Genomic DNA, 22,683 nt, shown 5'->3' with positions numbered 1-22,683 from the left:
TGATTTTTGATTAACTTAGCACATCGTGTACAAACATTGACTCCTTCAACAACACTGGCGATTACAGCGAAGGCCAATGAGTTGAAAGCGCAGGGAGTTGACCTCATAGGACTTGGAGCGGGTGAACCGGATTACAACACACCCGACAATATCCTGCAGGCGGCTTACAAATCGATGTTGGAGGGCAAAACGAAATATACGCCAGCAGGAGGACTTCCGGCTTTGAAGGAAGCCATCATTGAAAAATTGCAGCACGACCAGAAATTATCTTATGCACCGAATGAGGTAATGGTCGGTGTCGGTGCAAAACATGTGCTGTATACCTTATTCCAGGTGTTGCTTGATAAAGGCGACGAAGTCATTATTCCGATTCCTTATTGGGTGAGCTACCCGGAACAGGTGAAATTGGCCGAGGGAGTGCCGGTATACATAGAGGCGACAGCCAGCCAAAACTATAAAATCTCAGCCCGGCAATTGCGGGAAGCAATCACTGACCGCACGAAAGCAGTCATGATCAATACACCGAGCAATCCGACCGGCATGATTTATTCGAAAGAGGAATTGCAGGAACTTGCGGAAGTTTGCCGCGAAAAGGATATTTTGATCGTTTCCGATGAAATCTACGAAAAATTGATTTACGGCGGAACGCAACATATTTCAATTGCAACTCTGTCAGAAGATGCCAAAAATCGTACAATCATCGTCAACGGCGTGTCGAAATCCCATTCGATGACCGGATGGCGCATCGGCTATGCGGCTGGAGACGCCGAATTGATTGGAGCGATGACAAACCTCGCGAGCCATTCCACTTCGAATCCGACAACTACTTCCCAATACGCGGCAATCGAAGCGTATAATGGACCACAGGATGCTGTTGAAGAAATGCGGAAAGCATTCGAAAGCAGGCTGGAGACGATTTTCCCGAAAGTCGAAGCCATACCCGGCTTTAATGTCATTCGTCCGCAAGGGGCCTTTTACTTATTGCCGGATGTATCGGAAGCGGCTGAAAAAACCGGTTTTTCTTCAGTTGATGAATTTGTGGAAGCTCTACTGACGGAAGCCAATGTGGCAGTGATTCCGGGGTCAGGTTTCGGTGCACCGTCGACGATTCGCCTTTCTTACGCGACATCGCTGGAAGCATTGAACGAAGCGGTGGAGCGGATCGGTAAATTCGTTTCAGCGAGATGGCAGGATTAATCTGAAAACATAATTTTGGAGGCTAGTATGAAAAAAATTACAATTGCCGAAATGGCTAAATATACAGGACAGACGGTTAAGTTAGGCGCTTGGATCGCCAATAAGCGTTCAAGCGGGAAAATCGCATTTCTTCAATTGCGCGATGGCTCAGGATTTGTACAGGGAGTTGTAGTCAAAGCGGAAGTGGGCGATGAGATTTTCGCTGCAGCCAAAGCATTGACACAGGAAACTTCTCTGTATGTAACAGGTGAAGTAAAAGAAGACGACCGCTCTGCTTTCGGATACGAATTACAGGTCACAGGAATCGAAGTGCTTCACGAAGCAAAAGATTTCCCGATTACACCTAAAGAACATGGTACGGAATTCCTGATGGATAACCGCCACCTGTGGTTGCGCTCGCGCAAACAGCACGCCATTATGAAAATCCGTAACGAAATCATTCGTTCCACTTATGAATTTTTCAATGAAAACGGATTTGTCAAAGTCGATCCGCCGATTTTGACCGGTTCTGCACCGGAAGGAACTTCGGAACTTTTTGCAACAAAATATTTTGAAGAAGATGCATTCCTGTCCCAATCAGGCCAGCTGTATATGGAAGCTGCCGCAATGGCTCTGGGGAAAGTATTCTCATTCGGACCAACATTCCGCGCGGAAAAATCAAAAACGCGGCGCCATCTTATTGAATTTTGGATGATCGAGCCGGAAATGGCTTTTGTTGAACACTCTGAGAGCCTCGAAGTGCAGGAACAATTCGTTTCACACATTGTTCAATCCGTTTTGAAAAACTGCCAGTTGGAATTGGGACGTCTTGAGAGAGATACTTCGAAACTCGAGAAAATTAAAGCGCCATTCCCGCGAATCACATATGATGAGGCCATCACATGGCTGAATGACAACGGCTTTAACGACATCGAATGGGGCGAAGATTTCGGGGCACCGCATGAAACAGCCATCGCAGAACATTACGATATGCCTGTATTCATCATCAATTACCCGATTGGCATCAAGCCATTCTATATGCAGCCGCACCCGGAACGCGATGATGTTGTCCTGTGTGCCGATTTGATCGCGCCAGAAGGCTATGGTGAAATCATCGGCGGATCTGAACGGATCTATGATTACGAGCTGATGAAACAGCGCATCAACGAACACGGGCTCGACGAAGCTGCGTACGCGTGGTACCTTGAACTGAGCAAATACGGCGCAGTGCCGCATTCCGGTTTCGGTCTTGGCCTGGAACGCACGGTAGCATGGATTTCTGGAGCAGAACACGTCCGCGAATCCATCCCGTTCCCACGTCTTTTAAACCGTTTGTATCCGTAATAGCAGCGGATGAAATCGCTACAGGCGGACGCTTTCCGCGGGCGTGGCCTGAGCCTCCTCGCTCGCTTCGCTCACTGTGGGGTCTCAGGACTCACGCTATTACCGCAGGAGTCGCCGCCTTTCACTCTTTCATCTAATGTAAGAAATAACTTAGATATGGAGCAAAACAGCGCAGACGCCCAGGGGGCCAAGCGAAGTGCTGAGATCCACTCTGGCGAAGTGCAACGAGCCCGAGTTAGCTCAGCGCAAGCCCCCAGGCAAGCGAAGCTGTTTTGCGGAATATCTTTTATCAAAATTAATATATATAGAAATAACGAATAGAAAGGTGGTTGGGATATGAAACAGCCAGATCGACTTCAGATATGGATCGAGCAGGGGAATGTTGCCATTTCCCAGCTTTTTTTTCAATTTTATAAGGAATTGAAGATTTCGGATGAAGAGGCAATGTTGCTGATGCATGTTCATGCATTACAACAGGCAGGGAATGATTTCCCGACTCCAGATGAAATCGGAGCTCGCATGATGTGCTCCCAAAAAAGCGTTACGACAATGTTGCAAAAGTTGATGCAGCAAGGATTTATTGCCATCAAACAGGAAACTGTTGATGAAATTCCATCAGAAAGCATCTCACTTCAGCCTTTATGGGACCGCCTGATCGGTTGTGTTCAGCAGGATGAAGAAGAGACAGTTGAACAAGACCATTCACAGAAAGAGATGGAAGGGCATGTCTTCCAACTGTTTGAACAGGAATTTGGCCGTTTTCTTTCTCCGATGGAAATCGAAACAATATCGATGTGGATGGATCAGGACGGCCACACTCCGGCTGTCATCAAAATGGCTTTGAAAGAAGCCGTGATTTCCCAAAAGATGAGCTTGCGTTATGTGGATCGCATCCTATTTGAATGGAAGAAAAAAAATATCAAAACTTCTTCGGAAGTCACGAAACACGCAGCAACCTTCAGAGAAAAAAATATCCAGATTCAGCCCTCAACAGATAACACTGCAAAAAAAGTTAAATTCTACAATTGGTTGGAAGACCGGAATTAGCAGGTGATATGAATGATGTCAAAAAAAGAATGGCTGTTGTGCCTCGAGGAAATGGATCATATGTTTCCGGATGCGCATTGTGAACTTGTTCACCGAAATCCGTTTGATTTATTGATTGCCACTTTGCTGTCTGCGCAATGCACAGACAAACTTGTCAATAAGGTGACGGCAGATCTTTTCAAGAAATATCATACTCCGGAAGATTATATTGCTGTGCCGCTCGAAGAATTACAGACCGATATCCGTTCAATTGGTTTGTTCCGGAATAAAGCGAAGAATATCCAGGCGCTCAGCCATATCCTGGTTACAGATTTTAACAGTAAAGTTCCAGCAGATCGCGATTTGCTTATGACTTTGCCCGGCGTGGGACGTAAGACGGCGAATGTGGTGGTTTCAGTGGCATTCGGAATTCCTGCGCTGGCTGTCGATACCCATGTCGAGCGGGTTGCAAAACGGTTGGGGTTAAACCGCTGGAAAGACAACCCACTGCAAGTGGAAGAGACCATTATGAAAAAGACTCCGGCAGTAGATTGGTCGAAAACGCATCATCAGATCATTTTCTTTGGACGTTATCATTGCAAGTCTCAAAATCCCGGCTGCCATATCTGTCCGTTACTCGACAGGTGCAGGGAAGGAAAGAAACGCGAGAAAAAAGGGCTGGTCAAGCGTGAACAAGTTACTGAAGTCAATTGAAAAGGAAAAGATCGAACCTTATTACAGTGACTGGAACGTATTGGAAGCTGAAATCCGTGAGATCTTCAGTGCAAGAAAACTGTATGCTGAAGCCTCCATGAACAAAGGAATTAATTTATATAAGGCCTTACTGAATCAATGCAGCACCAAAGATGAAAGTGTTGTACCCCTTAATCATGCCGAGCGCTTGGAGTTTATCGAAGCGAATCGATCAACTTATGCAGCTTTCCGCCAGTTGAGTGAACTTTTCAAGGAACTGGATAAGAAGATAGCCTCGAAACGGGCAATTCTTCGTAAACTTGAATAGAGCAATTCAAAAAAATCCCCTTAAGCCATCATCGCTTAAGGGGATTTTTGCTATCAGAATACTAAAGAAGAAAATTAATCATTGTCATTTTCTTCATTGTCAGGGTTATTGGCATTATCTCCATTCCCATTGTTTTCACTTTCATTATCCGGGGAGACAGAAGCTCCGTTGGCTTCGCCATCGGAATCTTCTCCATCACCACCGTCTTCTGGAGGGGTTTCGCCTTCTCCATCTTCTTCTCCGCCATCTTCCGGCGGATTTTCTTCGCCGTTGCCATTCCCGTTGCCTTCACCTTCATTTTCATTTTCATCTTCCGGTGGGGCTTCGTCCTCTGGAGGAGCCTCTTCTTCAGGCGATTCCTCTTCAGCAGGCTCTTCTTCTTCCGGCTCTTCTTCCTCCGGTTCTTCAGGAGGCCGTACCTCAACGATTGTGGAAGCGGGATTGCTTCGCTGATCGTCTCTGACGGCTGTTACACTGAATGTATAGACGCGGCCTTCCTCAAGGTCATCGAACGTATAGGACCTGTCTGCAGTGGTAGTTAATACTGAGCGATTACCATCCACTTCGACTGCCACTTCAAATTCCACATCTTCTATATCACCGTAATTCCATGAAAGCTGAACGTTCGAACCGTCAACTGAAGCACTTAAACCACCAGGAACATCCAGATCTTCCTGCACAAATTCCTCAGATACTTCTGAAGGGACCGTACCGCGCACGAATAATTCTGTGCTCTTCTGAGCGGAAGGTGTATAGTCACTTGCCAATTGAAGGGGTTCTGTGCCGACTTCAATTGTCGCTTCTACAACGGACTCAGGCTGCTGGAATCGTCCGGCATCCGGTGAAGAGATTTTTGACATCACGTCTTTGAATAGTTGTTGTGATAATAATCGTTCGTTCGAAGCTGTATCCATGGCCCCTTCCATGGAAGGGTAGCCGCTCCAGACTGAAATTGTGTATTCAGGTGAGTACCCGGCAAACCAGATATCTGGAGCAGAACTGCTGTCGTGGCCATATTTCTCGAAATTCTCAGCTGTGAAATTCGTTGTACCGGTCTTACCGGCAATATCAACACCGCTGACAGCAGCGGCCGTACCGGATGCACCGTGAATATTAGGATTCAACGAGTCCCTAAGCATGTCTGTCACCATATATGCCGTGCTGTCTTTCATCGCTGGCACCGATTCAGGCGCTACAATCTGTTCTGTTGAACCGTCACGGAAAACAATTTTCGTTACCGTATGGGGTTTGGTGTAAATTCCATCATTGCCGAAAGCTGCGAAAGCCCCGGCCAATTCAACTGTGTTGATGTTGTTTTGAGGCGAGCCTATTGCAGCAGACTCATAAATGGCGCCGAAATCCAATCCGAGTTTCTGAGTGAATTCTTTAGCGTTTTCTGTTCCGACTTCATTTAAAGTTTTGACTGCCGGAATATTACGAGAGCGGTATAAAGCTTCACGCATGGTCATTTCTCCAAGGAAATTACCGTCAAAATTACGGACTTCCTGGTCGTTGTCTTCATATGAATAAGGTTCATCGACCAAAGTTTTGCCGGTGGACCAGTCCAGGTATTCAATGGCAGGGCCATAATCGATCAATGGCTTAATAGTTGATCCAATTTGGCGGTCGCGCGACGTGGCATAATTGCGGCGGACATCGCCACTGTATTCACGTGCTGCTCCGATAGCCCGAATCGCTCCGGTTTCTGTATCAACAACTGTCAGTCCTGACTGCACTTCTTCATTGAAGAAAATATCGGAAGCCATTGTTTCATTAACTGCTTTTTGGACGTCAGGCTCGAGAGTCGTATAGATCGTTAACCCTTCGTCGAGGGCAAAGTCTTGATCCAATGCTTCAATTTCACTTTCCACCATTTCCATGAATGCGGTGTATTCGCCGCTTGGTGGGGCAGGGCGTTGTTCTTCAGGTAATAAAGAATCACCAATCGGCACAGCCTGCGCCGCTTCTTTTTCATCCGTTGTAATCTTGCCGTGCTGCTCCATCAGGCTGAGCACGACGTTGCGTCTATCCTGAGCCCGGTCAGGATTATTGAATGGGTTATAGCCGTTGGGACTTTGCGGCATCCCTGCAAGCAACGCTGCTTCGTGCAACTCGAGTTCCGCAACCGGTTTGCCGAAGAAATTTTCAGAGGCAGTCCCAAAACCGTAAGTGTTACCTGACATCAGGATCTTATTGAAGTACATTTCAAAAATTTCCTCTTTTTTATATTCTTGCTCCAATTGATAGGCAAGGTACGCTTCCTGCGCTTTTCGTTCCAGGGTTTTATCGTTTTTCAGAAACGAATTTTTGATGACCTGTTGCGTAATCGTACTCGCTCCCTGGGAACCGAATCCCCCGGTGACGTTTGCAATTACTGCACCACCAAGCCGGATGACATCAATCCCAGGATGATCGTAGAAACGATTATCTTCCGTTGCGAGGATTGCGTTTTCCATCAGTTTTGGAATGTCCTCATAATTGACGTATTCACGATCTTCGGTGGTCATATAAGGTATTTCCGTTTCCCCGTCAGCAGCCAGAAAAGTCGGGCTGATCGGGTCGCGCAACAGTTCTTCATCCAGTTCCGGGGCGCTGCTGGCATAATATGTGAAGAGACCGATACCGAAAACTAAACCGATAACACCGATAATAAGAATCGTCATAATAATTCGTTTGATCCAGCCGCCTGCGGATGTTTTTTTGTTCTTGCCCTTTTTCTTTTGCTGTTCCATTGCTTTTCTGCGCTGTTCGCGCGACATTTGTTTTTCGCTCACAAAATGTTCCTCACTTTCGTTGGTGCTTTCTAATGAAACTTATTCAATTGGGGCAAATAATCGATGCGTGGAAATGCACCGGGCTTCAGTTCGATACCGGCTTCCTCGATTTCAGTCAATGTGACAGATTTCCTGCCGCCGTCCATCATCCGCTTCCAGAAAACTTCAAATGCATCAAATGGAATGATAAAATAACGGTCCAGGGAAGAAAAACGAATGATGAGGAAAGCCAATCCATCATGCTGCAGTACTTGAGCCATGTGGTGGATCTGGTGCTCGTGAATGTTTTTCAGCGGAAACGATGTTTTATTTTCTGTTTCCTTTGCCTCGAAATCAACGTATTTGCCGTTCCAAACGCCGTTATAATCGGTCGTCGACGGGGAACGGAAATAGGCTTCCCGGATAACAGCGGCGCTTCTGGAAGGATACTCGACTCTCACAATCTGTACAGGGACCGGTTTTTTATGGATAACTGCATGTCCGAGCTGAAGGTAATAATCATTTGTTTCATTCAGTTCATCCTCTAATGTTTTACCCCGATTGCTGAAAGAAAAATCTTTTTTTTTCCTTTTCTTTTTTTCGTCCGTTGGCAGAGTCGTATTTGGAGTGAATTTTTTGCCGTTTGGATAATTAATGGTCATCGTGATACACCTCGCTTACTTTATCATATCACACAGATTTAGACGATAAATGGGCTCCAAAGTTCCAATTCGCTAGATTCATGATAGCTGAAAGGATTTAAAATGCCAATTGAAAAGAATGCCTGTTCGTTTATAGTCGTTTCATATAAGGGGATATGATAAACTTAGGGCATTGGAGGGATGATGAAAAATGAATATTCGCGAACTTTCTTCCTTATTATATGACGAATGTGGAAAATGCCAGGAACGCTTTTTTGATATGCGTGAACGGGACGCTGTTCCTGATTTCTATGATGACGTTAAACCTTACGCCGACTACTGGCATGGAAAAATAAATCAATGGCAACAGGACTCACTTCTTTATATTCAGCAGGAACGCCCGAAATATGTCCATAAGCCGCAGATCGATACGGCTGCCGAAGGGATGGCACAATTTTTTGTGCAAAGTTTTTATAAAGAAACCAGCAAGAAGCGTTTTATCCAGACAATTCAAGGGGCTCAGTATACGCTGCAGACATTTATGCTGGCCATAGACGAAAAGAGCGAAAAAAAATGATTCGAAAGAAAACACTGCCGCAATTGATGGAAGAGTGGAAAACAGAGCCTGATATGATGGAACGGATTGTCCATTGGCATACAAAAGAAGAAAAGCCGGCGAGCTACGCCCCTTTTCCGGAAGAAATGCATGACAGCCTGAAAAAGGCTCTCAGAAAGAAAGGCATTGAACAATTGTATACGCATCAGCGCCAGGCGTTTGATTTGGCGCAACAGGGGAAATCTTATACCGCTGTGACACCGACGGCATCCGGGAAATCATATTGCTATCATCTGCCGGTGCTGCATAAAATATTGAATGATCCTGGCGCACGAGCCTTGTATCTGTTTCCGACTAAGGCGCTCGCCCAGGACCAGAAAAGCGACCTCCACGATCTGATCGAAAAAACCGAACAAGACATTCTTTCCTACACGTATGATGGTGACACGTCTCCCGGGATCAGAACGAAAGTGCGCAAAGCGGGACAGATTGTCATGACCAATCCTGATATGCTCCATTCTGCCATTCTGCCGCATCATACCAAATGGGTGTCGTTATTCGAGAACTTACAGTATATAGTCATCGATGAGCTTCATACGTATAAAGGTGTTTTTGGCACGCATGTCGCCCATGTGATCCGCCGCTTGAAGAGGATCTGTGAATTCTACGGCAGCAATCCGGTCTTCATCTGCACTTCGGCAACAATCGCCAATCCCAAAGAATTGGCCGAAGCGCTGACGAATGAAGAACATGTGCTGATTGACCAGAACGGTGCACCATCAGGTAAAAAGCATATCGTCTTTTACAATCCGCCCATCATCCATCCGACATTCGGCGTCAGAAGAAGTGCTGTTCTCGAAGTGCGAGACCTCGCCTCGGTGTTGATCAGGCAAGGAATCCAGACAATCGTATTTGCCAAAAGTCGGGTTCGGGTTGAGATGCTTGTGACATATCTGCAGGCAATCACAAAAATGAAACTGCAGGATGAAAGCATTAAAGGGTACCGTGGCGGCTATTTGCCGACTGAACGCCGCGCCATCGAAAAAGGCCTTCGTGACGGTTCGATTCAATGTGTCGTTTCCACGAACGCATTGGAGCTCGGCGTCGATATCGGTCAACTGCAGGCTTGTATTATGACGGGATACCCCGGTAATATCGCAAGTGCCTGGCAGCAGGCGGGACGAGCGGGAAGACGGCAGGATGAATCTCTTGTCATTTATGTAGCGCAGTCTACAGCACTTGATCAGTACATTATTAATAATCCTTCCTATTTGCTGGACCAGTCGCCCGAGGAAGCCAGAATCCACCCTGAGAATATCATCATTTTAATGGATCATCTGAAATGTGCATCTTTTGAATTGCCTTTTACAACAGATGAAATGTATGGTGAATTCGAAGTGCAGGAACTTCTTGAATACCTGCAGGACGAAGGGGTTCTCGTTCGCACATCGGATCGCTGGCATTGGATGAGCGACCGGTTTCCGGCGCATGATATTTCCCTGCGCTCGGCATCCCAGGAAAACGTCGTCATCATCGACCAGTCGGTTCCTTCCGATACACGGGTGATTGGAGAAATGGACCGTTTCAGTGCACTGACCCTATTGCATGAAGAAGCGATCTACCTCCACCAGGGAACCCAATTCCAGGTCGAAATTCTGGATTGGGAAGAAAAGAAAGCTTATGTCCGTGAAGTGGACGTGGATTATTTCACCGATGCCAATCTGGCAGTGGAATTGAAAGTGATGAGCGAAGATAAATTGAAAGATATGAATGGCTCGGAAGTTTTTTACGGGGACATCGCTGTGTTGGCCATGCCGACCATTTTTAAAAAGATCAGGTTTGATTCGCATGACAATATTGGATCCGGACCGATTTCTTTGCCGGCAGAAGAACTTCACACTTCTTCTACATGGTTGAGTTTCAGCAAGCCGGACGACTTTTCGGATTCTGAGTTATCGGATATGATGACCGGTGCAGCGTATGCGATCGAATCATTTATACCGATTTTCGTTTCCTGTGATCGCCGCGATGTCCATGTGGTGCCGCAAGTGAAATCGCCGCATAATGATCTTCCTTCGTTTTTTATCCACGATTCATACCCTGGAGGCATCGGCATCAGCGAACGCATTTATGATATGTGGCTGCCGCTTCTCGATAAAGCGAGAAGCCATGTGGCGGAATGTCCGTGCCTCGACGGCTGTCCTTCTTGTATAGGGGCTCAGGATGCGATGGTCAATATGAAAGAAAATGTTATCAGATTGCTTGATGAGCTTCGCGAAAAGAGGTGATAGCCGATGTCGTTTGAAAACAAATTGCTTCAGATGAAAGGGCTGCTGAAAAAAGACGCAGGAGCCGCGACCAAACGGAAAATCCCTAAACAAGGAAAGCGAAGACCCCTGCACGACAGTCGTTGGAATGAAATCGGCCTTGAGCTGGTGGAGAACGAATTGGGTTTTGTCTTTAAGAAAACAATTGCCTACCCTCTGGAGACCCGACACGGAAACACAGCTTTGAGTGAATTGGATCGAGTACTGGAAGCGTGGGAAGAGGTTGATTTTGATCACCCATTTAAGTTGAAAAAGGAAGAGCGCATCATTTTTTTTGATACGGAAACGACCGGGTTGAGTGGCACGGGCGCCTATATTTTTTTAGCCGGTCTTCTTGAGCGATCTGCTGATGGTTTCGAAATGACACAGTATGTTATGCCGGACCCTGCCAATGAAGCCGCTTTTCTTTACGAGACGGATCTCTGGCGGTCTGAGGATCCCATCATTTTCTCTTATAATGGGAAAAGTTTTGATTGGCCACAATTGACTTCACGATGGACGATGCACCGCAACATTCTGCCTAAACTGAAGAACCTCAAGCAAATCGATCTTTTTCATGGTACGAAACGAATCTGGAAAAATGAACTGGCAAGGATGAAGCTGAGTACGATCGAAGCAGAAAAACTTGGTTTTACGAGAGAAGGGGATGTGCCGGGTTTTCTGATACCGGCCATTTATCTGGATGCAGTTAAAAGCGGCTACCCGGAGGCTCTTGAAGGTGTACTCCATCATAATGAATTGGATATTCTGTCGCTCGTTTCGCTTTATGTCATTTCTTCGGACCTTCTGATGGAAGATCTCGAATCCGAAACGTTCGGAGCATATACGAATATCGGGAAATGGTATGCGGATCTGAAACAATTTGACCAGAGTGCAGCATATTTTGAGCATGTAACAGCCGAAAGAGGCGCATCTTCTGCTTTGGCCCGTTATTTTCTGGCGATTCAGCGCAAACGCAACGGGCAATATGAAGAGGCGTTAAAGCTCTTTAAGGAAGCTGCCCCGAATTTGCGGGGGACGGTTGAAGTGGAAGCGTGGCTGCATGCGGCCAAATTATATGAACATCAGATCAAAGATTTAGGCCAGGCGCTCATCATGGCCGGATTTGCAAAAGAAGCCAGTCTGCATCTGCAAATCAGACCAACAATGAGTCGGGACATCGATAAACGGCTGGCGAGGCTGGAATTGAAAATACAAAAAAATCGTCCGAAATTATGATAATAATTAAAACACAATAATTAGGCTTATGATATACTAATCCTAAGCAGGCTTTAATGGAAGGACGATTAAAAATGGACAATAAATTTACAGCTAAAGATATTTTAGAAAAAGACTTTAAAATTGGTATGCGAGGCTATAACCAGGATGAAGTCGATCATTTCCTGGACGATATCATTCAGGATTATGAAATTTTCAGCAAGAAAATTGACCAATTGACGAATGAGAACAAACGTTTGCGCGCTGAAATTGAAGATGCACCGAGAAAACAGGCGACTCCGGCTCCCGGAACTACGAACTTCGATATCCTTCGCAGACTGTCCCATTTGGAGAACCATGTTTTCGGCAATAAGCTGAACAACGAGTAAATACCTTTGTTTTCTTAAGATAAATGCAGTATACTTATGTAGCCATTGGAATTCTGGCAATCGCTCCGGCTTCAGGCCGGAGAGGAAAGTCCATGCTCGCACGGACCTGAGATGGCCGTAGTGATCGCGCTTAGCGAAACAATAAGCTAAGGCAACTGCTTTTGCAGTTGACGGCGGGTAGAACACCTAAGTCTTCGGATATGGTCGAAATACCCTGAAAGTGCCACAGTGACGGAGCTGTATAAGAAATTATGCAGGTGGAACGAGGTAAACCCCGTGAGTGAGAAACCCAAACTATGGTAGGGGCACTTTTCCGAAGGAATTGAACTGAGGAAAAGGCAGGCTAAGCCTGCAGATAGATGATTGCCTTCCGAGTGTACGAGGCGAGAGCCGTTTGAGTACGTGGAAAACAAAACATGGCTTATAGGATTTTCAATGGTCTTAAATTGTTATTGTAAAAAGGCTCTCCCCTGGGAGAGCTTTTCTCATGATTATAGATGGAAGTAGATATACAGATTTTAAACACATCTGCTAAAAATAGAGTACGCTGATAGATTAAGTGAAAATATAGTATTTATGAAACATCATGCAACAGGAAAGGGTGTAAATATGGCTACATATAAATTGCTCGCCACTGCAGCGATGGGCCTTGAGTCGATTGTCGCCAGTGAAGTGAAAGAAATGGGCTACGAAACGCAAACTGAAAACGGAAAAGTTTTCTTTGAAGGCGACGAGCGGGATATCGCAAAAACAAATCTCTGGCTGCGGACAGCTGACCGGATAAAAGTCATTGCTGGCGAATTTGACGCTTTCACATTTGATGAATTATTCGAGAAGACGAAAGCGATCGAATGGGAGAAATTTCTGCCGGTTGATGCGGAATTTCCGGTTCAAGGAAAATCAGTGAAATCTACGCTGCATTCAGTGCCGAATTGCCAGTCCATCGTCAAAAAAGCGATAGTCGAACGGTTGAAAAAAGCTTATCACCGGAATTCTTTCCTGGATGAATCCGGCCCACGTTTCAAAATCGAAGTATCCATCCTGAAAGATAAAGTGCAATTATCGATTGATACTAGCGGCGCAGGCCTTCATAAACGCGGCTATCGGCTGGACCAGGGTGAAGCCCCTTTAAAAGAAACATTGGCGGCAGCGCTGGTGAAATTATCCCGCTGGACACCAGACCGGCCATTCGTTGATCCATTCTGCGGCTCGGGTACAATCGTCATCGAGGCTGCAATGATCGGTCAAAACATTGCCCCGGGCTATAACCGTGAATTCGATAGTGAAAAATGGCCTTGGATTGGTGAGGCGATTTGGAAAGAAGTACGGGAACAGGCGGAAGAGATGGAAAATTATGATCAGCCCCTCAACATTTTGGGCACGGACATCGACCACAACATGGTGAAAATTGCAGAACAGAATGCCCGTGAAGCAGGGTTTGGGGATATCATCCAATTCCAGCAACGGCAAGTGAAAGATTTTGCCACCACAGAAGAGAACGGTGTCATCATCGGCAACCCACCTTATGGCGAGCGAATCGGTGAGATAGAAGTTATCGAAGAAATGATTAAAGATATGGGGAACGTCTTCTCGAAACACCTGACCTGGTCGGTGTATATTTTATCCTCGATGGCAAGATTCGAGTCGTTATACGGGCAACCTGCAACGAAAAAAAGAAAATTATTCAACGGCTTTATTCGTACGGATCTATTCCAGTTTTGGGGAGAACGGTCGAAAAAATAAAAATGATGGAACGGAAGGGCACAGGCTCTTCCGTTTCTCTGTGAGGAGAATATATGAGACAACCTATACCATTTCCTTTATCCAAGGATAAAACTTTCTTTGAATCGTTGAATGACTGGATTGGGGACATTTTTTACGATGAACTTCCTGAAAAAGGGTACGATTTGCGGGATGAACAGATTTTTATGGCCTTTCAGATCGAGAAAGCCTTAAAAGAAAAATCGGTGATGTTCGCGGAAGCTGGTGTCGGAACCGGAAAAACATTGGCGTATCTATTGCCAGCCATTGCCTATGCACGTTATACCGGGAAACCCGCGCTTATTTCCTGTGCAGATGAAACCTTAATCGAACAGCTTGTTAAAGAAGGCGGTGACATCGACCGGCTGAATGATCTGTTCGACTTGAATCTGGATGTTCGGCTGGCAAAATCCCGAGATCAATATTTATGTCTGCAGCGGCTTGAAGGAGCCAAGAAAAGAAGCGGCGAGGACTTTTTGGACGACATAGAATCCCGATTGCCGGAATTCGTCAACAAAACCTTTTCGATGCAAAACACTTATCCCTACGGCGAGCGCTCGAGTTATCCGGAGATCACTGATGAACAATGGCAGCAGGTCAATTATCATCCCATCCAGAATTGTGCCGCCTGTGAACTGCGCAATAAATGCGGTCAGACCATTCACCGCAACCATTACCGGGAAGCGACGGACCTGGTCATTTGTTCACATGATTTCCTGATGGAGCACTTGTGGACAAAAGAAACCCGTATCAGAGAAGGGCAAACGCCTCTGCTCCCTGAATTTTCACAAATTGTCCTTGATGAAGGCCATTTACTGGAGTTTGCGGCGCAGCGTGCGTTGACTTATGAAGTGCAGGAAAGTTCACTCTATGCTGTAACCGAAAGCATTCTTGCAGACGGAGTCCGTGAAAAGACTTTGAATATGATTGAACAGACCATCGATCTGCACAATGAATTCTTCCGTTTGCTGCGTACCAATCTGGTGCCGAGCACTGAAGACCGGAAAGCGATCAGCCGCGATCCGAATCTGATCGGACTCGGCAAGCACCTGATCAAACACATCAATGAAATGCTTGAAGAATTTGTATTTGACGGTGAATTATTCACAATTCCCGAATACGAATTGCGGCTAGCCGAAGAATTTTTTGAGAAGTACATTTTTTCAATGGGATTATTTACCGAAGAAGGTGACGCAGTCCAATGGCTGGAAGTGAAGGATGAAGTGGAAACACTCGTCATCATGCCACGTCTTGTCACGGATATTCTGGATGAAAAACTGTTTGACGGCAAAGTGCCGATCATCTTTTCATCGGCAACCTTATCGATTCAGAAGGATTTCAGTTATTTGGCCGACAGCTTGGGAATCGATAAATACCAGTCATTTTCCGTGCCTTCGCCATTTGATTATGAAGATGTCATGAAAGTCATCAAACATCCACTGGATCAGCAACAGAAATTCCAGCGTGCTTTTGATCTGCTGGCAAGTAATGAACAAACGCTGATTCTTTTCAAATCGAAACTGGATATGGAGAATTTCAAGCATTCATTGCCGATGGATCATTCCTATAAGATTGAATTTGAAGGAGACCGCGAATTGTCGACGGTGGTCAAAGACTTCCAGCAAGGAAAATTCCAAGTGCTGTGTTCTTACCATTTGTGGGAAGGGTTGGATCTTCCGAAACAGGCTTTGACAAAAGTCATCATCGTTGATCTGCCATTTCCTCCACAGGATCCGGTATTCGAGGCAAAACGCAAGTTCAGCCTGAATCCGTTGGAAGAAATCGACCTGCCGTTCATGCAATTGCGCATTCAGCAGGGAATCGGCCGTTTGATCCGGACTTCTGAAGACCACGGCGAAATCCACTTGTTGCTGAACGAAGAAGAATTATCCCTCGAGCACCTGTGGCAAGCGGTTCTTCCGGTACCGGCAGAAAATGTCTGAATACAAGAATATTTTCGTGATATAATAGACCTAACATTCAAAGGGGGATATTTATGTCAATTGAAAAGCAATTTACCGATCATATGAAAAAACTGAAAGCTTATAATGAAGCAACTTCACTGCTCTACTGGGATCTGCGAACCGGCGCACCCAAAAAAGGGGTGGATTTAAGGTCGGAAACAATCGGAACCATTTCTTCTGATATTTTTATTATGTCAACTTCGGATGAATTCGGCAGCCTGCTGTCTGCTTTGGAAGAGAAAAAAGCGGAGTTGGATCCGGTGATGCTGCGTTCTGTGGAAGAAGCCCGGAAACAATACGACCTCAGCAAAAAGATTCCACCGGAAGAATACAAGGAATTTGTCATTTTGCAATCCAAAGCAGAATCTGTTTGGGAAACAGCAAAAGATACTTCGGATTTCTCGTTATTCGAGCCTTACCTGGAAAAAATGGTGGCTACCACCAAAAAGATGATTGGCTACTGGGGCGAAAAAAACGGCAGTGCCTATAATACGCTACTGGATCAATACGAACCGGGCATGACGACAGAAATTCTTGATGAAGTATTCGGCCAATTGCGCAACCGCATCATTCCATTGGTCCAGAAGATTAACGCTTCAACAAGCAAACCGGATACGGATTTTCTCTACAAGCCGTTTCCGAAAGAAGCACAGCGTGAATTCAGCAATAAAATCCTGGAACAACTGGGCTATGATTTCGAGGCGGGGCGCCTTGATGAAACCGTACACCCGTTCATGATCGGCATCAACCGCCAGGACGTCCGCATCACTACGAAGTATGACGAAAAAGATTTCCGCACAGCGGTTTTCGGAACGATCCACGAATGCGGCCATGCGCTGTACGAACAGAATATCGGTGAAGACTTAAGTGGCACATTCGTGGAAGGCGGAGCCTCAATGGGCATCCATGAATCCCAATCGCTGTTTCTCGAGAATTTTGTCGGCCGCAGCGAAAAGTTCTGGGAAAACAATTACGAACTGTTGAAATCGTACTCCCCGGAACAATTCGGCTCAGTGCCGCAACAGGATTTTATTCGCGCAATCAATGAATCCCAGCCGTCCCTGATTCGAATCGAAGCGGATGAACTGACTTATGCACTGCATATCATGATCCGTTATGAACTCGAAAAAGGCTTGTTTAATGGAGCTTTCGAGGTGAAGGATCTGCCGCAGCTGTGGAATGATAAATACGAGGAATATCTCGGAATCCGTCCTTCCAATGACGCAGAAGGCGTGCTTCAGGATGTTCACTGGGCGGGAGCAAGTTTTGGCTACTTCCCTTCGTATGCACTCGGCTATATGTATGCTGCACAGTTCAAGAATGCCATGCTGAAAGATCTGCCGAATTACGACGAACTTCTGGCTGAAGGCAATGTTGCGCCGATCCGGGAGTGGATGACCGACAAAGTTCATCGCCACGGCTCCATGAAAAAACCGCTTGAAATTCTGGAAGACGCAACAGGTGAAGGCTTGAACGCTGACCATCTGGCGAAATATCTGGAAGAGAAGTATTCAAAAGTTTATCAATTAGTTTAAAACAATGGAAGAGCCGTCCTGGACTGAATCCGGACGGCTTTTTTATATGCCAAGAATTTATTGTCCTTTGAAAGTGGCGGTACATTCAGGAGAAATTTCGCTTATAATAGGAGCCGGAGGGGATATAAATGTTGAAATCATTCAGTCTTGAAGGAAAAACAGCTATCGTAACAGGAGCGGGAAAAGGCATTGGCCAGGCAATCGCGCGAGCAGTGGCGGAGGCGGGAGCAAATGTCATGCTTGTAGCCCGCACAGAAGCGGATCTTCAGCAGGTCCAGGAAATCATCGGCAATGACAGAACGGATTACACAGTAGCTGATATTACCGACCGCAGCCAGATTCAAAATGTCGTCGATAAAACAATGGAGCGTTTTGGTGCAATTGATATTCTTGTCAATAATGCGGGCATGAACATCCGTTCAAAACTGCTTGATGCAACGGACGATGAATGGCACAAAATCATGGACACGAATGCGCAAAGCGTCTTCATGTTTTCACAGGAAGCGGCTAAAAAGATGCAGAGCGGCGGCTCAATCATCAACATCAGTTCAGTCGGCGGGCAGCGCGCTTTGAAGACAGGAGTCATCTATGCGGCTTCCAAAGCGGCAATCATTCAGATGACACGCGTCATGGCGTTGGAATGGGGCGAAAAGAATATTCGCGTCAATGCAATCGGGCCGTGGTATTTCAAAACGCCTTTAACGGAAAAATTATTGAGCGACCAGGAATATTTGGATTCCATTCTTGCGGTGACACCGATGAAGCGTGTCGGCGAATTGCCGGAAGTCGCAACGCCGGTAGTCTTCCTGGCATCCGAAGCTTCCAGCTACATTACGGGACAGACGCTGTTCGTCGACGGCGGCATGTCGATCCACGGATTCTCGTAAGTATTTCAAGGGGTTCTAAACATCCTCTCATATTAGAGGGGATGTGTTCAGGCTGTCGAAAACTGTCAACTGCTCTAATCATTATGCTTTAGGCAGTGGCTTTCCACAGTGAGCGGCCTGAGCCTCCTCGATCCTTTACTCTGAAAACCGATGCAGGAGCATTATCTTTGTTCTTCACCGCCTGACGCTTCATTCTGGTTCTATATATAATTAGGGTGTCTCTTGAAAAAGATTTTCAAGTATATTCCTTTATTGAAAGTGAGCTGAGATATGGAGCAAAACAGCGAAGACGCCCAGGGGACCAAGCGAAGTGCTGAGATCCACTCGGACGAAGTGTAACGAGACCGAGTTAGCTCAGCGCAAGCCCCCAGGCAAGCGAAGCTGTTTTGCGGAATATCGGTTAGCATTTTTTCTTTCTCAATAAACGAAAAACATCCTCTCCATAATGGAGGGGATGTTTTTCGTTTAACGCGATAAATGGTATGATAAAAGGAGTATAAGATGAAGGAGATTCCTGAATATGACAGCTTTGGAACATCATAAAGAATTAATTGAAACAGCGCGCCTGCACAAAATTTTTGATGAAAATGAAGACACCGATCGTGCAGCGAAAGCGAAATTGTTTGGGAAGAAAATCCTGAAAGACCAATTTATCATCGGCTTTGCCGGCCATTTCTCATCCGGCAAATCATCCATGATCAATGCTTTGACAGGAGAAACCCTCTTGCCGTCAAGCCCGATTCCGACGAGTGCCAATATCGTCAATGTGCATAAAGCCGAATCGGACTTTGCAATCGTCAATAAAACGGAAGGGAAACCTGTATATTTTCCCGAGAACTACGATTTTGATGCCGTCAAAGAGTATTGCAAAAGCGGTGATGTGACACAAATCGATATCGGCCACAAAGACTCTGTGCTGCCGGAAGGCGTCAGCGTCATGGATACGCCAGGTGTGGATTCGACAGATGACGCCCACCGGATTTCCACCGAGTCGGCGCTCCACATCGCGGATATGGTCTTTTATGTGATGGATTATAACCACGTGCAATCGGAATTGAATTTTAATTTTACCAAAGAATTACAGAAATACACCGATCTCTATTTGATCGTCAACCAAATCGACAAACACCAGGACAGTGAATTGAATTTTGAGGACTTTAAAAAGTCTGTAAGGAATTCTTTCGCTGCCTGGGGGGTTGAACCGAAAGGAATCTTCTTTACATCTTTGCGCAATTTCGAAATGGAAGGCAATGATTTCGAAGCAGTGAAAAGCCTGGTCGCTTCATCCATGCAAGGATGGCAGGGAAATGTGGGCAAAGCGGCAGAATCAGCGCTTGGCCAATTAAAAGAAGAACATTTAAATTATTTGGAAGATGAAAAAATGGAAAGGCTTGAAGCTTTTTCGAACGTCCTCAGTCCCGAAGAATGGGAAATGCGGGAAGATGTCAAAGCGGAGACCAATAAAATGGAACGCCGGCTTTCGGTACAGGATTTCGACAGCTGGAAAAGCGATTTTGAAAAGAATCGCAAAGAACTGCTGGAAAATGCCAACATCATGCCATATGAATTACGCAATGCGCTGACGCTCTATATGGAGGCGATGCAACCTGATTTTAAAGTGGGAATGCTGTTCAGTGGCAAGAAAACCGAAGCGGAACGTGACGCTCGCCGACAGGATGTTGAAGAAAAACTTGAATCGGTGATTCCTTCACAGATTACGGTACATCTGAAGAGATTGATGAAGTCAGCGCTCAGAGATGCGGCTTTACTGACAGACCGGGATTCATTGGCCATCGATGATATGGAACTGAAACCGCCGTTTTCAGTGGTGGAAGACCAAATGCCTAAAGGTGTGCTGATTACAGGCGACACCGTTTTGAATTTCGCGAACAGTTTGAGTGTAGCCATCCAGCGATGGTTTATCAAAGAAACGGAAAGCTGGAAGAATGGGCAAAAAGAAAAATTTGAATCTCTGCCTGACGATGCGGGAACGGAAATGGACATGAAAGCCGAAACCTTGAACCAGAAATTGCTGGCAATCCAAACTTTGGAAGAGATGGACCGGAAGATTGATAAAGTGAAGCGTGCATTTACGGCCATGCTGCCAAACCAAAAAGTTTCTGCTGAAGCGCTGCTCGAAGAATGGCGAGGGGAATTCCATGCATCGACAGAAGACATGATTGAATTTGATCCATCAATGCTTGCTGAAAAGGAAGAAGGCCATGTCCAGGAGGAATTTGAATCTCAGCAGACAATGGAAACAGAACTTCATGATGAAGTGGCTGTTTCGCAACGCGCCAACGCCACAGCTGCTGCAATTGAACCAATCAGGGGTTTTGAGGAAACCGCGCAATATTTGAAACGCAAGGCCGCAAGACTTGAAGGACAGGAATTCACGATTGCATTATTTGGCGCTTTCAGTGCCGGAAAATCATCTTTTTCGAATGCGTTGATGGGAGAAACAGTGTTGCCGGTTTCGCCGAATCCGACGACTGCGACGATAAATCGAATTCGTCCGGTTTCAGAACAACATCCGCATGAAACGGCGGATGTGCGGGTAAAAACTATGCAGCAAATGACAGAAGATGTCCGCAACTCCTTTGGTGTCTTCGATATGAAAATCCTAACTTTGGAAGATGCCTATAAAAAGGCGGAAAGCTTGCCTGAAGCAGGCGGAACTGAACAGCAAGTGCATAAATCATTCATTGATGCCTTCCGTGCCGGTTACCCTGATTTCAAAGATCGGCTCGGTGAAACAATCCGGACGGACCGTGAACAGTTCGGCTTATATGTAGCCAAGGAAGAACGCAGCTGTTTCGTTGATGAAATCGATTTTTATTATGATTGCGATCTGACACGCAGCGGCGTAACATTGGTAGATACTCCCGGTGCGGATTCGATCAACGCGCGCCATACGAATGTGGCATTTGAATATATCCGCAATGCCGACGCCATCCTGTTCATCACCTATTATAATCATGCGTTCGCCAGAGCTGACCGGGAATTCCTGATTCAATTGGGCCGTGTCAAAGATGCTTTTGAAATGGATAAGATGTTCTTTATTGTCAACGCCATCGATTTGGCTCAGAACAAGGAAGAACAGCAAGCCGTCGAAAACTATGTAGAGGAAGAATTGCAGAAGTTCGGCATCAGGTTTCCACGGTTGTTTGGTGTTTCAAGCCTGCAGGCATTGAAAGACCGCCAGCAGTCGGGCATGCTGGAATTCGAAGAGGCATTTCAGCATTTCCTGAAAGATGAGCTGAAAGGAATGGCGGTCCAGTCGCTTGCCGAGGAAGAACAGAAAGCGGTCGGACGCTTCCGTTCATTGATTGAGCATACAGATGCCAATATGTTACGGAAAGATGAGCGGCTTGAAGAGCTGAGAATTCTCGAACAGCACCTGCGCAGGCAATTTGCAGAATCTGCCGCACCGGTGATGATCAAAGAGACGTCGCAGGAATTGAACGAGTTATTGTATTACGTCAACCAACGGGTATTCTACCGGTTCAATGATTTTTTCAAGGAAGCTTTCAATCCATCGTTGTTTGCCGGCAACTCTGCGCAGCAAGCACTGAAAACCGCGCTGCATGAAATTATCGAAATGACCGCATTCGATTTTGAACAGGAAATTCGGGTGACAAATTTCCGGCTGGCACAGCAGATTGAAAAATCATTGGTCGCCCGGTTCAGGGATGATACGGAAAAACTCCGCACGCAAAATCCGGATTTTTCATTCACTCCTTATGAAATCGAAGAGGCAGCATTGCTTGAACCGGATAAGGCGTTCACGGGCAAAGATTATTCATCAGTAAAATCATACTACCGAAACAATAAAAGCTTTTTCGAGAAAAATGAAAAAGAAAAATTGCGTGATGCATTGCAGGCATTGATGGAGCCGGATGCCAATGCGTATCTGGAAATCGAAAAACAGAAATTAGCGCAGTGGGCGGAATTCTGGATTGAGCAGGAAGCCGAAGGACTGAGGCAGCATATTATCCGGCAAGGGACCGATCAAATTGATTCGGAACGCACACTTTTGCAGCAGGAAGAAAAGCTTGCACAGTGGAAAGAGATATATTCAAATCTGATCAGCGAAAGGGTGTAGG

Annotated in this window: 16 protein-coding genes and 1 other RNA gene; 15 read left to right on the top strand and 2 right to left on the bottom strand. The window is 46.0% G+C overall.

The window, feature by feature from the left end; all coding sequences use genetic code 11:
* The first annotated feature begins 6 nt into the window (after nucleotides 1-6).
* The 5 genes from ACFQ1X_RS05305 to ACFQ1X_RS05285 all read left to right on the top strand — a co-directional run bounded on the left by ACFQ1X_RS05305 (nucleotide 7) and on the right by ACFQ1X_RS05285 (nucleotide 4,567).
* On the top strand, nucleotides 7-1,197 hold the full coding sequence (locus ACFQ1X_RS05305) for a pyridoxal phosphate-dependent aminotransferase (protein WP_144836940.1): 1,191 nt from the start codon (nucleotides 7-9) through the stop codon (nucleotides 1,195-1,197).
* A 27-nt stretch (nucleotides 1,198-1,224) separates the two neighbouring features.
* Nucleotides 1,225-2,520 carry an asparagine--tRNA ligase gene (gene asnS, locus ACFQ1X_RS05300; protein ID WP_144836936.1) on the top strand — a complete coding sequence of 432 codons (1,296 nt, stop codon included), beginning with the start codon at nucleotides 1,225-1,227 and terminating at the stop codon, nucleotides 2,518-2,520.
* Between the two features lie 336 nt (nucleotides 2,521-2,856).
* Nucleotides 2,857-3,567: a DnaD domain-containing protein gene (locus tag ACFQ1X_RS05295; RefSeq protein ID WP_144836933.1), complete on the top strand. Its 711-nt coding sequence runs from the start codon at nucleotides 2,857-2,859 to the stop codon at nucleotides 3,565-3,567.
* Nucleotides 3,568-3,579: 12 nt separating this feature from the next.
* Nucleotides 3,580-4,260, top strand: a complete 681-nt coding sequence (gene nth / locus ACFQ1X_RS05290) for an endonuclease III (protein ID WP_144836930.1) — start codon at nucleotides 3,580-3,582, stop codon at nucleotides 4,258-4,260.
* Nucleotides 4,235-4,567 (top strand): YpoC family protein, encoded by a 333-nt coding sequence (locus tag ACFQ1X_RS05285; protein ID WP_144836927.1) that lies wholly within the window; start codon nucleotides 4,235-4,237, stop codon nucleotides 4,565-4,567. Before nth ends, ACFQ1X_RS05285 begins: the two co-directional genes overlap by 26 nt.
* Before the next feature lie 74 nt (nucleotides 4,568-4,641).
* Here ACFQ1X_RS05285 and ACFQ1X_RS05280 read toward each other — a convergent pair whose 3' ends face one another.
* The gene (locus ACFQ1X_RS05280) at nucleotides 4,642-7,341 is read right to left on the bottom strand and encodes a PBP1A family penicillin-binding protein (RefSeq protein ID WP_144836924.1); all 2,700 of its coding nucleotides are present in this window, start codon (nucleotides 7,339-7,341) and stop codon (nucleotides 4,642-4,644) included.
* Between the two features lie 29 nt (nucleotides 7,342-7,370).
* A complete protein-coding gene (gene recU, locus ACFQ1X_RS05275) occupies nucleotides 7,371-7,982 on the bottom strand; it encodes a Holliday junction resolvase RecU (RefSeq protein ID WP_144836921.1) in 612 nt (203 codons plus the stop codon).
* A 190-nt stretch (nucleotides 7,983-8,172) separates the two neighbouring features.
* On the opposite strand from recU, the gene ACFQ1X_RS05270 reads away from it, so the two are divergent.
* From ACFQ1X_RS05270 to ACFQ1X_RS05225, 10 genes are all read left to right on the top strand, one after another.
* The gene (locus tag ACFQ1X_RS05270) at nucleotides 8,173-8,538 is read left to right on the top strand and encodes a YppE family protein (protein ID WP_144836918.1); all 366 of its coding nucleotides are present in this window, start codon (nucleotides 8,173-8,175) and stop codon (nucleotides 8,536-8,538) included.
* Entirely contained in the window at nucleotides 8,535-10,805 is a 2,271-nt protein-coding gene (locus ACFQ1X_RS05265) for a DEAD/DEAH box helicase (RefSeq protein WP_144836913.1), read from the top strand. The genes ACFQ1X_RS05270 and ACFQ1X_RS05265 overlap by 4 nt, the downstream gene beginning before the upstream one ends.
* A gap of 6 nt (nucleotides 10,806-10,811) precedes the next feature.
* Nucleotides 10,812-12,062 (top strand): ribonuclease H-like domain-containing protein, encoded by a 1,251-nt coding sequence (locus tag ACFQ1X_RS05260; RefSeq protein WP_144836910.1) that lies wholly within the window; start codon nucleotides 10,812-10,814, stop codon nucleotides 12,060-12,062.
* Nucleotides 12,063-12,136: 74 nt separating this feature from the next.
* Entirely contained in the window at nucleotides 12,137-12,430 is a 294-nt protein-coding gene (gene gpsB / locus ACFQ1X_RS05255; protein ID WP_144837623.1) for a cell division regulator GpsB, read from the top strand.
* 48 nt (nucleotides 12,431-12,478) lie between these two features.
* An RNA gene (gene rnpB / locus ACFQ1X_RS05250) (RNase P RNA component class B) lies at nucleotides 12,479-12,859 on the top strand.
* A 180-nt stretch (nucleotides 12,860-13,039) separates the two neighbouring features.
* A complete protein-coding gene (locus ACFQ1X_RS05245; RefSeq protein ID WP_144836907.1) occupies nucleotides 13,040-14,173 on the top strand; it encodes a THUMP domain-containing class I SAM-dependent RNA methyltransferase in 1,134 nt (377 codons plus the stop codon).
* Nucleotides 14,174-14,226: 53 nt separating this feature from the next.
* Nucleotides 14,227-16,134 (top strand): ATP-dependent DNA helicase, encoded by a 1,908-nt coding sequence (locus ACFQ1X_RS05240; protein ID WP_144836904.1) that lies wholly within the window; start codon nucleotides 14,227-14,229, stop codon nucleotides 16,132-16,134.
* Between the two features lie 53 nt (nucleotides 16,135-16,187).
* Nucleotides 16,188-17,690 carry a carboxypeptidase M32 gene (locus tag ACFQ1X_RS05235; protein ID WP_144836901.1) on the top strand — a complete coding sequence of 501 codons (1,503 nt, stop codon included), beginning with the start codon at nucleotides 16,188-16,190 and terminating at the stop codon, nucleotides 17,688-17,690.
* A gap of 128 nt (nucleotides 17,691-17,818) precedes the next feature.
* Entirely contained in the window at nucleotides 17,819-18,577 is a 759-nt protein-coding gene (locus tag ACFQ1X_RS05230; protein ID WP_144836898.1) for an SDR family NAD(P)-dependent oxidoreductase, read from the top strand.
* Between the two features lie 520 nt (nucleotides 18,578-19,097).
* Nucleotides 19,098-22,682 carry a dynamin family protein gene (locus ACFQ1X_RS05225; protein WP_144836895.1) on the top strand — a complete coding sequence of 1,195 codons (3,585 nt, stop codon included), beginning with the start codon at nucleotides 19,098-19,100 and terminating at the stop codon, nucleotides 22,680-22,682.
* Nucleotide 22,683 lies beyond the last annotated feature (1 nt).

Origin of the sequence: Metaplanococcus flavidus, from assembly GCF_042675885.1 — a bacterium.
Classification (GTDB): domain Bacteria; phylum Bacillota; class Bacilli; order Bacillales_A; family Planococcaceae; genus Planococcus; species Planococcus flavidus.
This window is presented reverse-complemented; position numbering and strand designations above follow the sequence as displayed.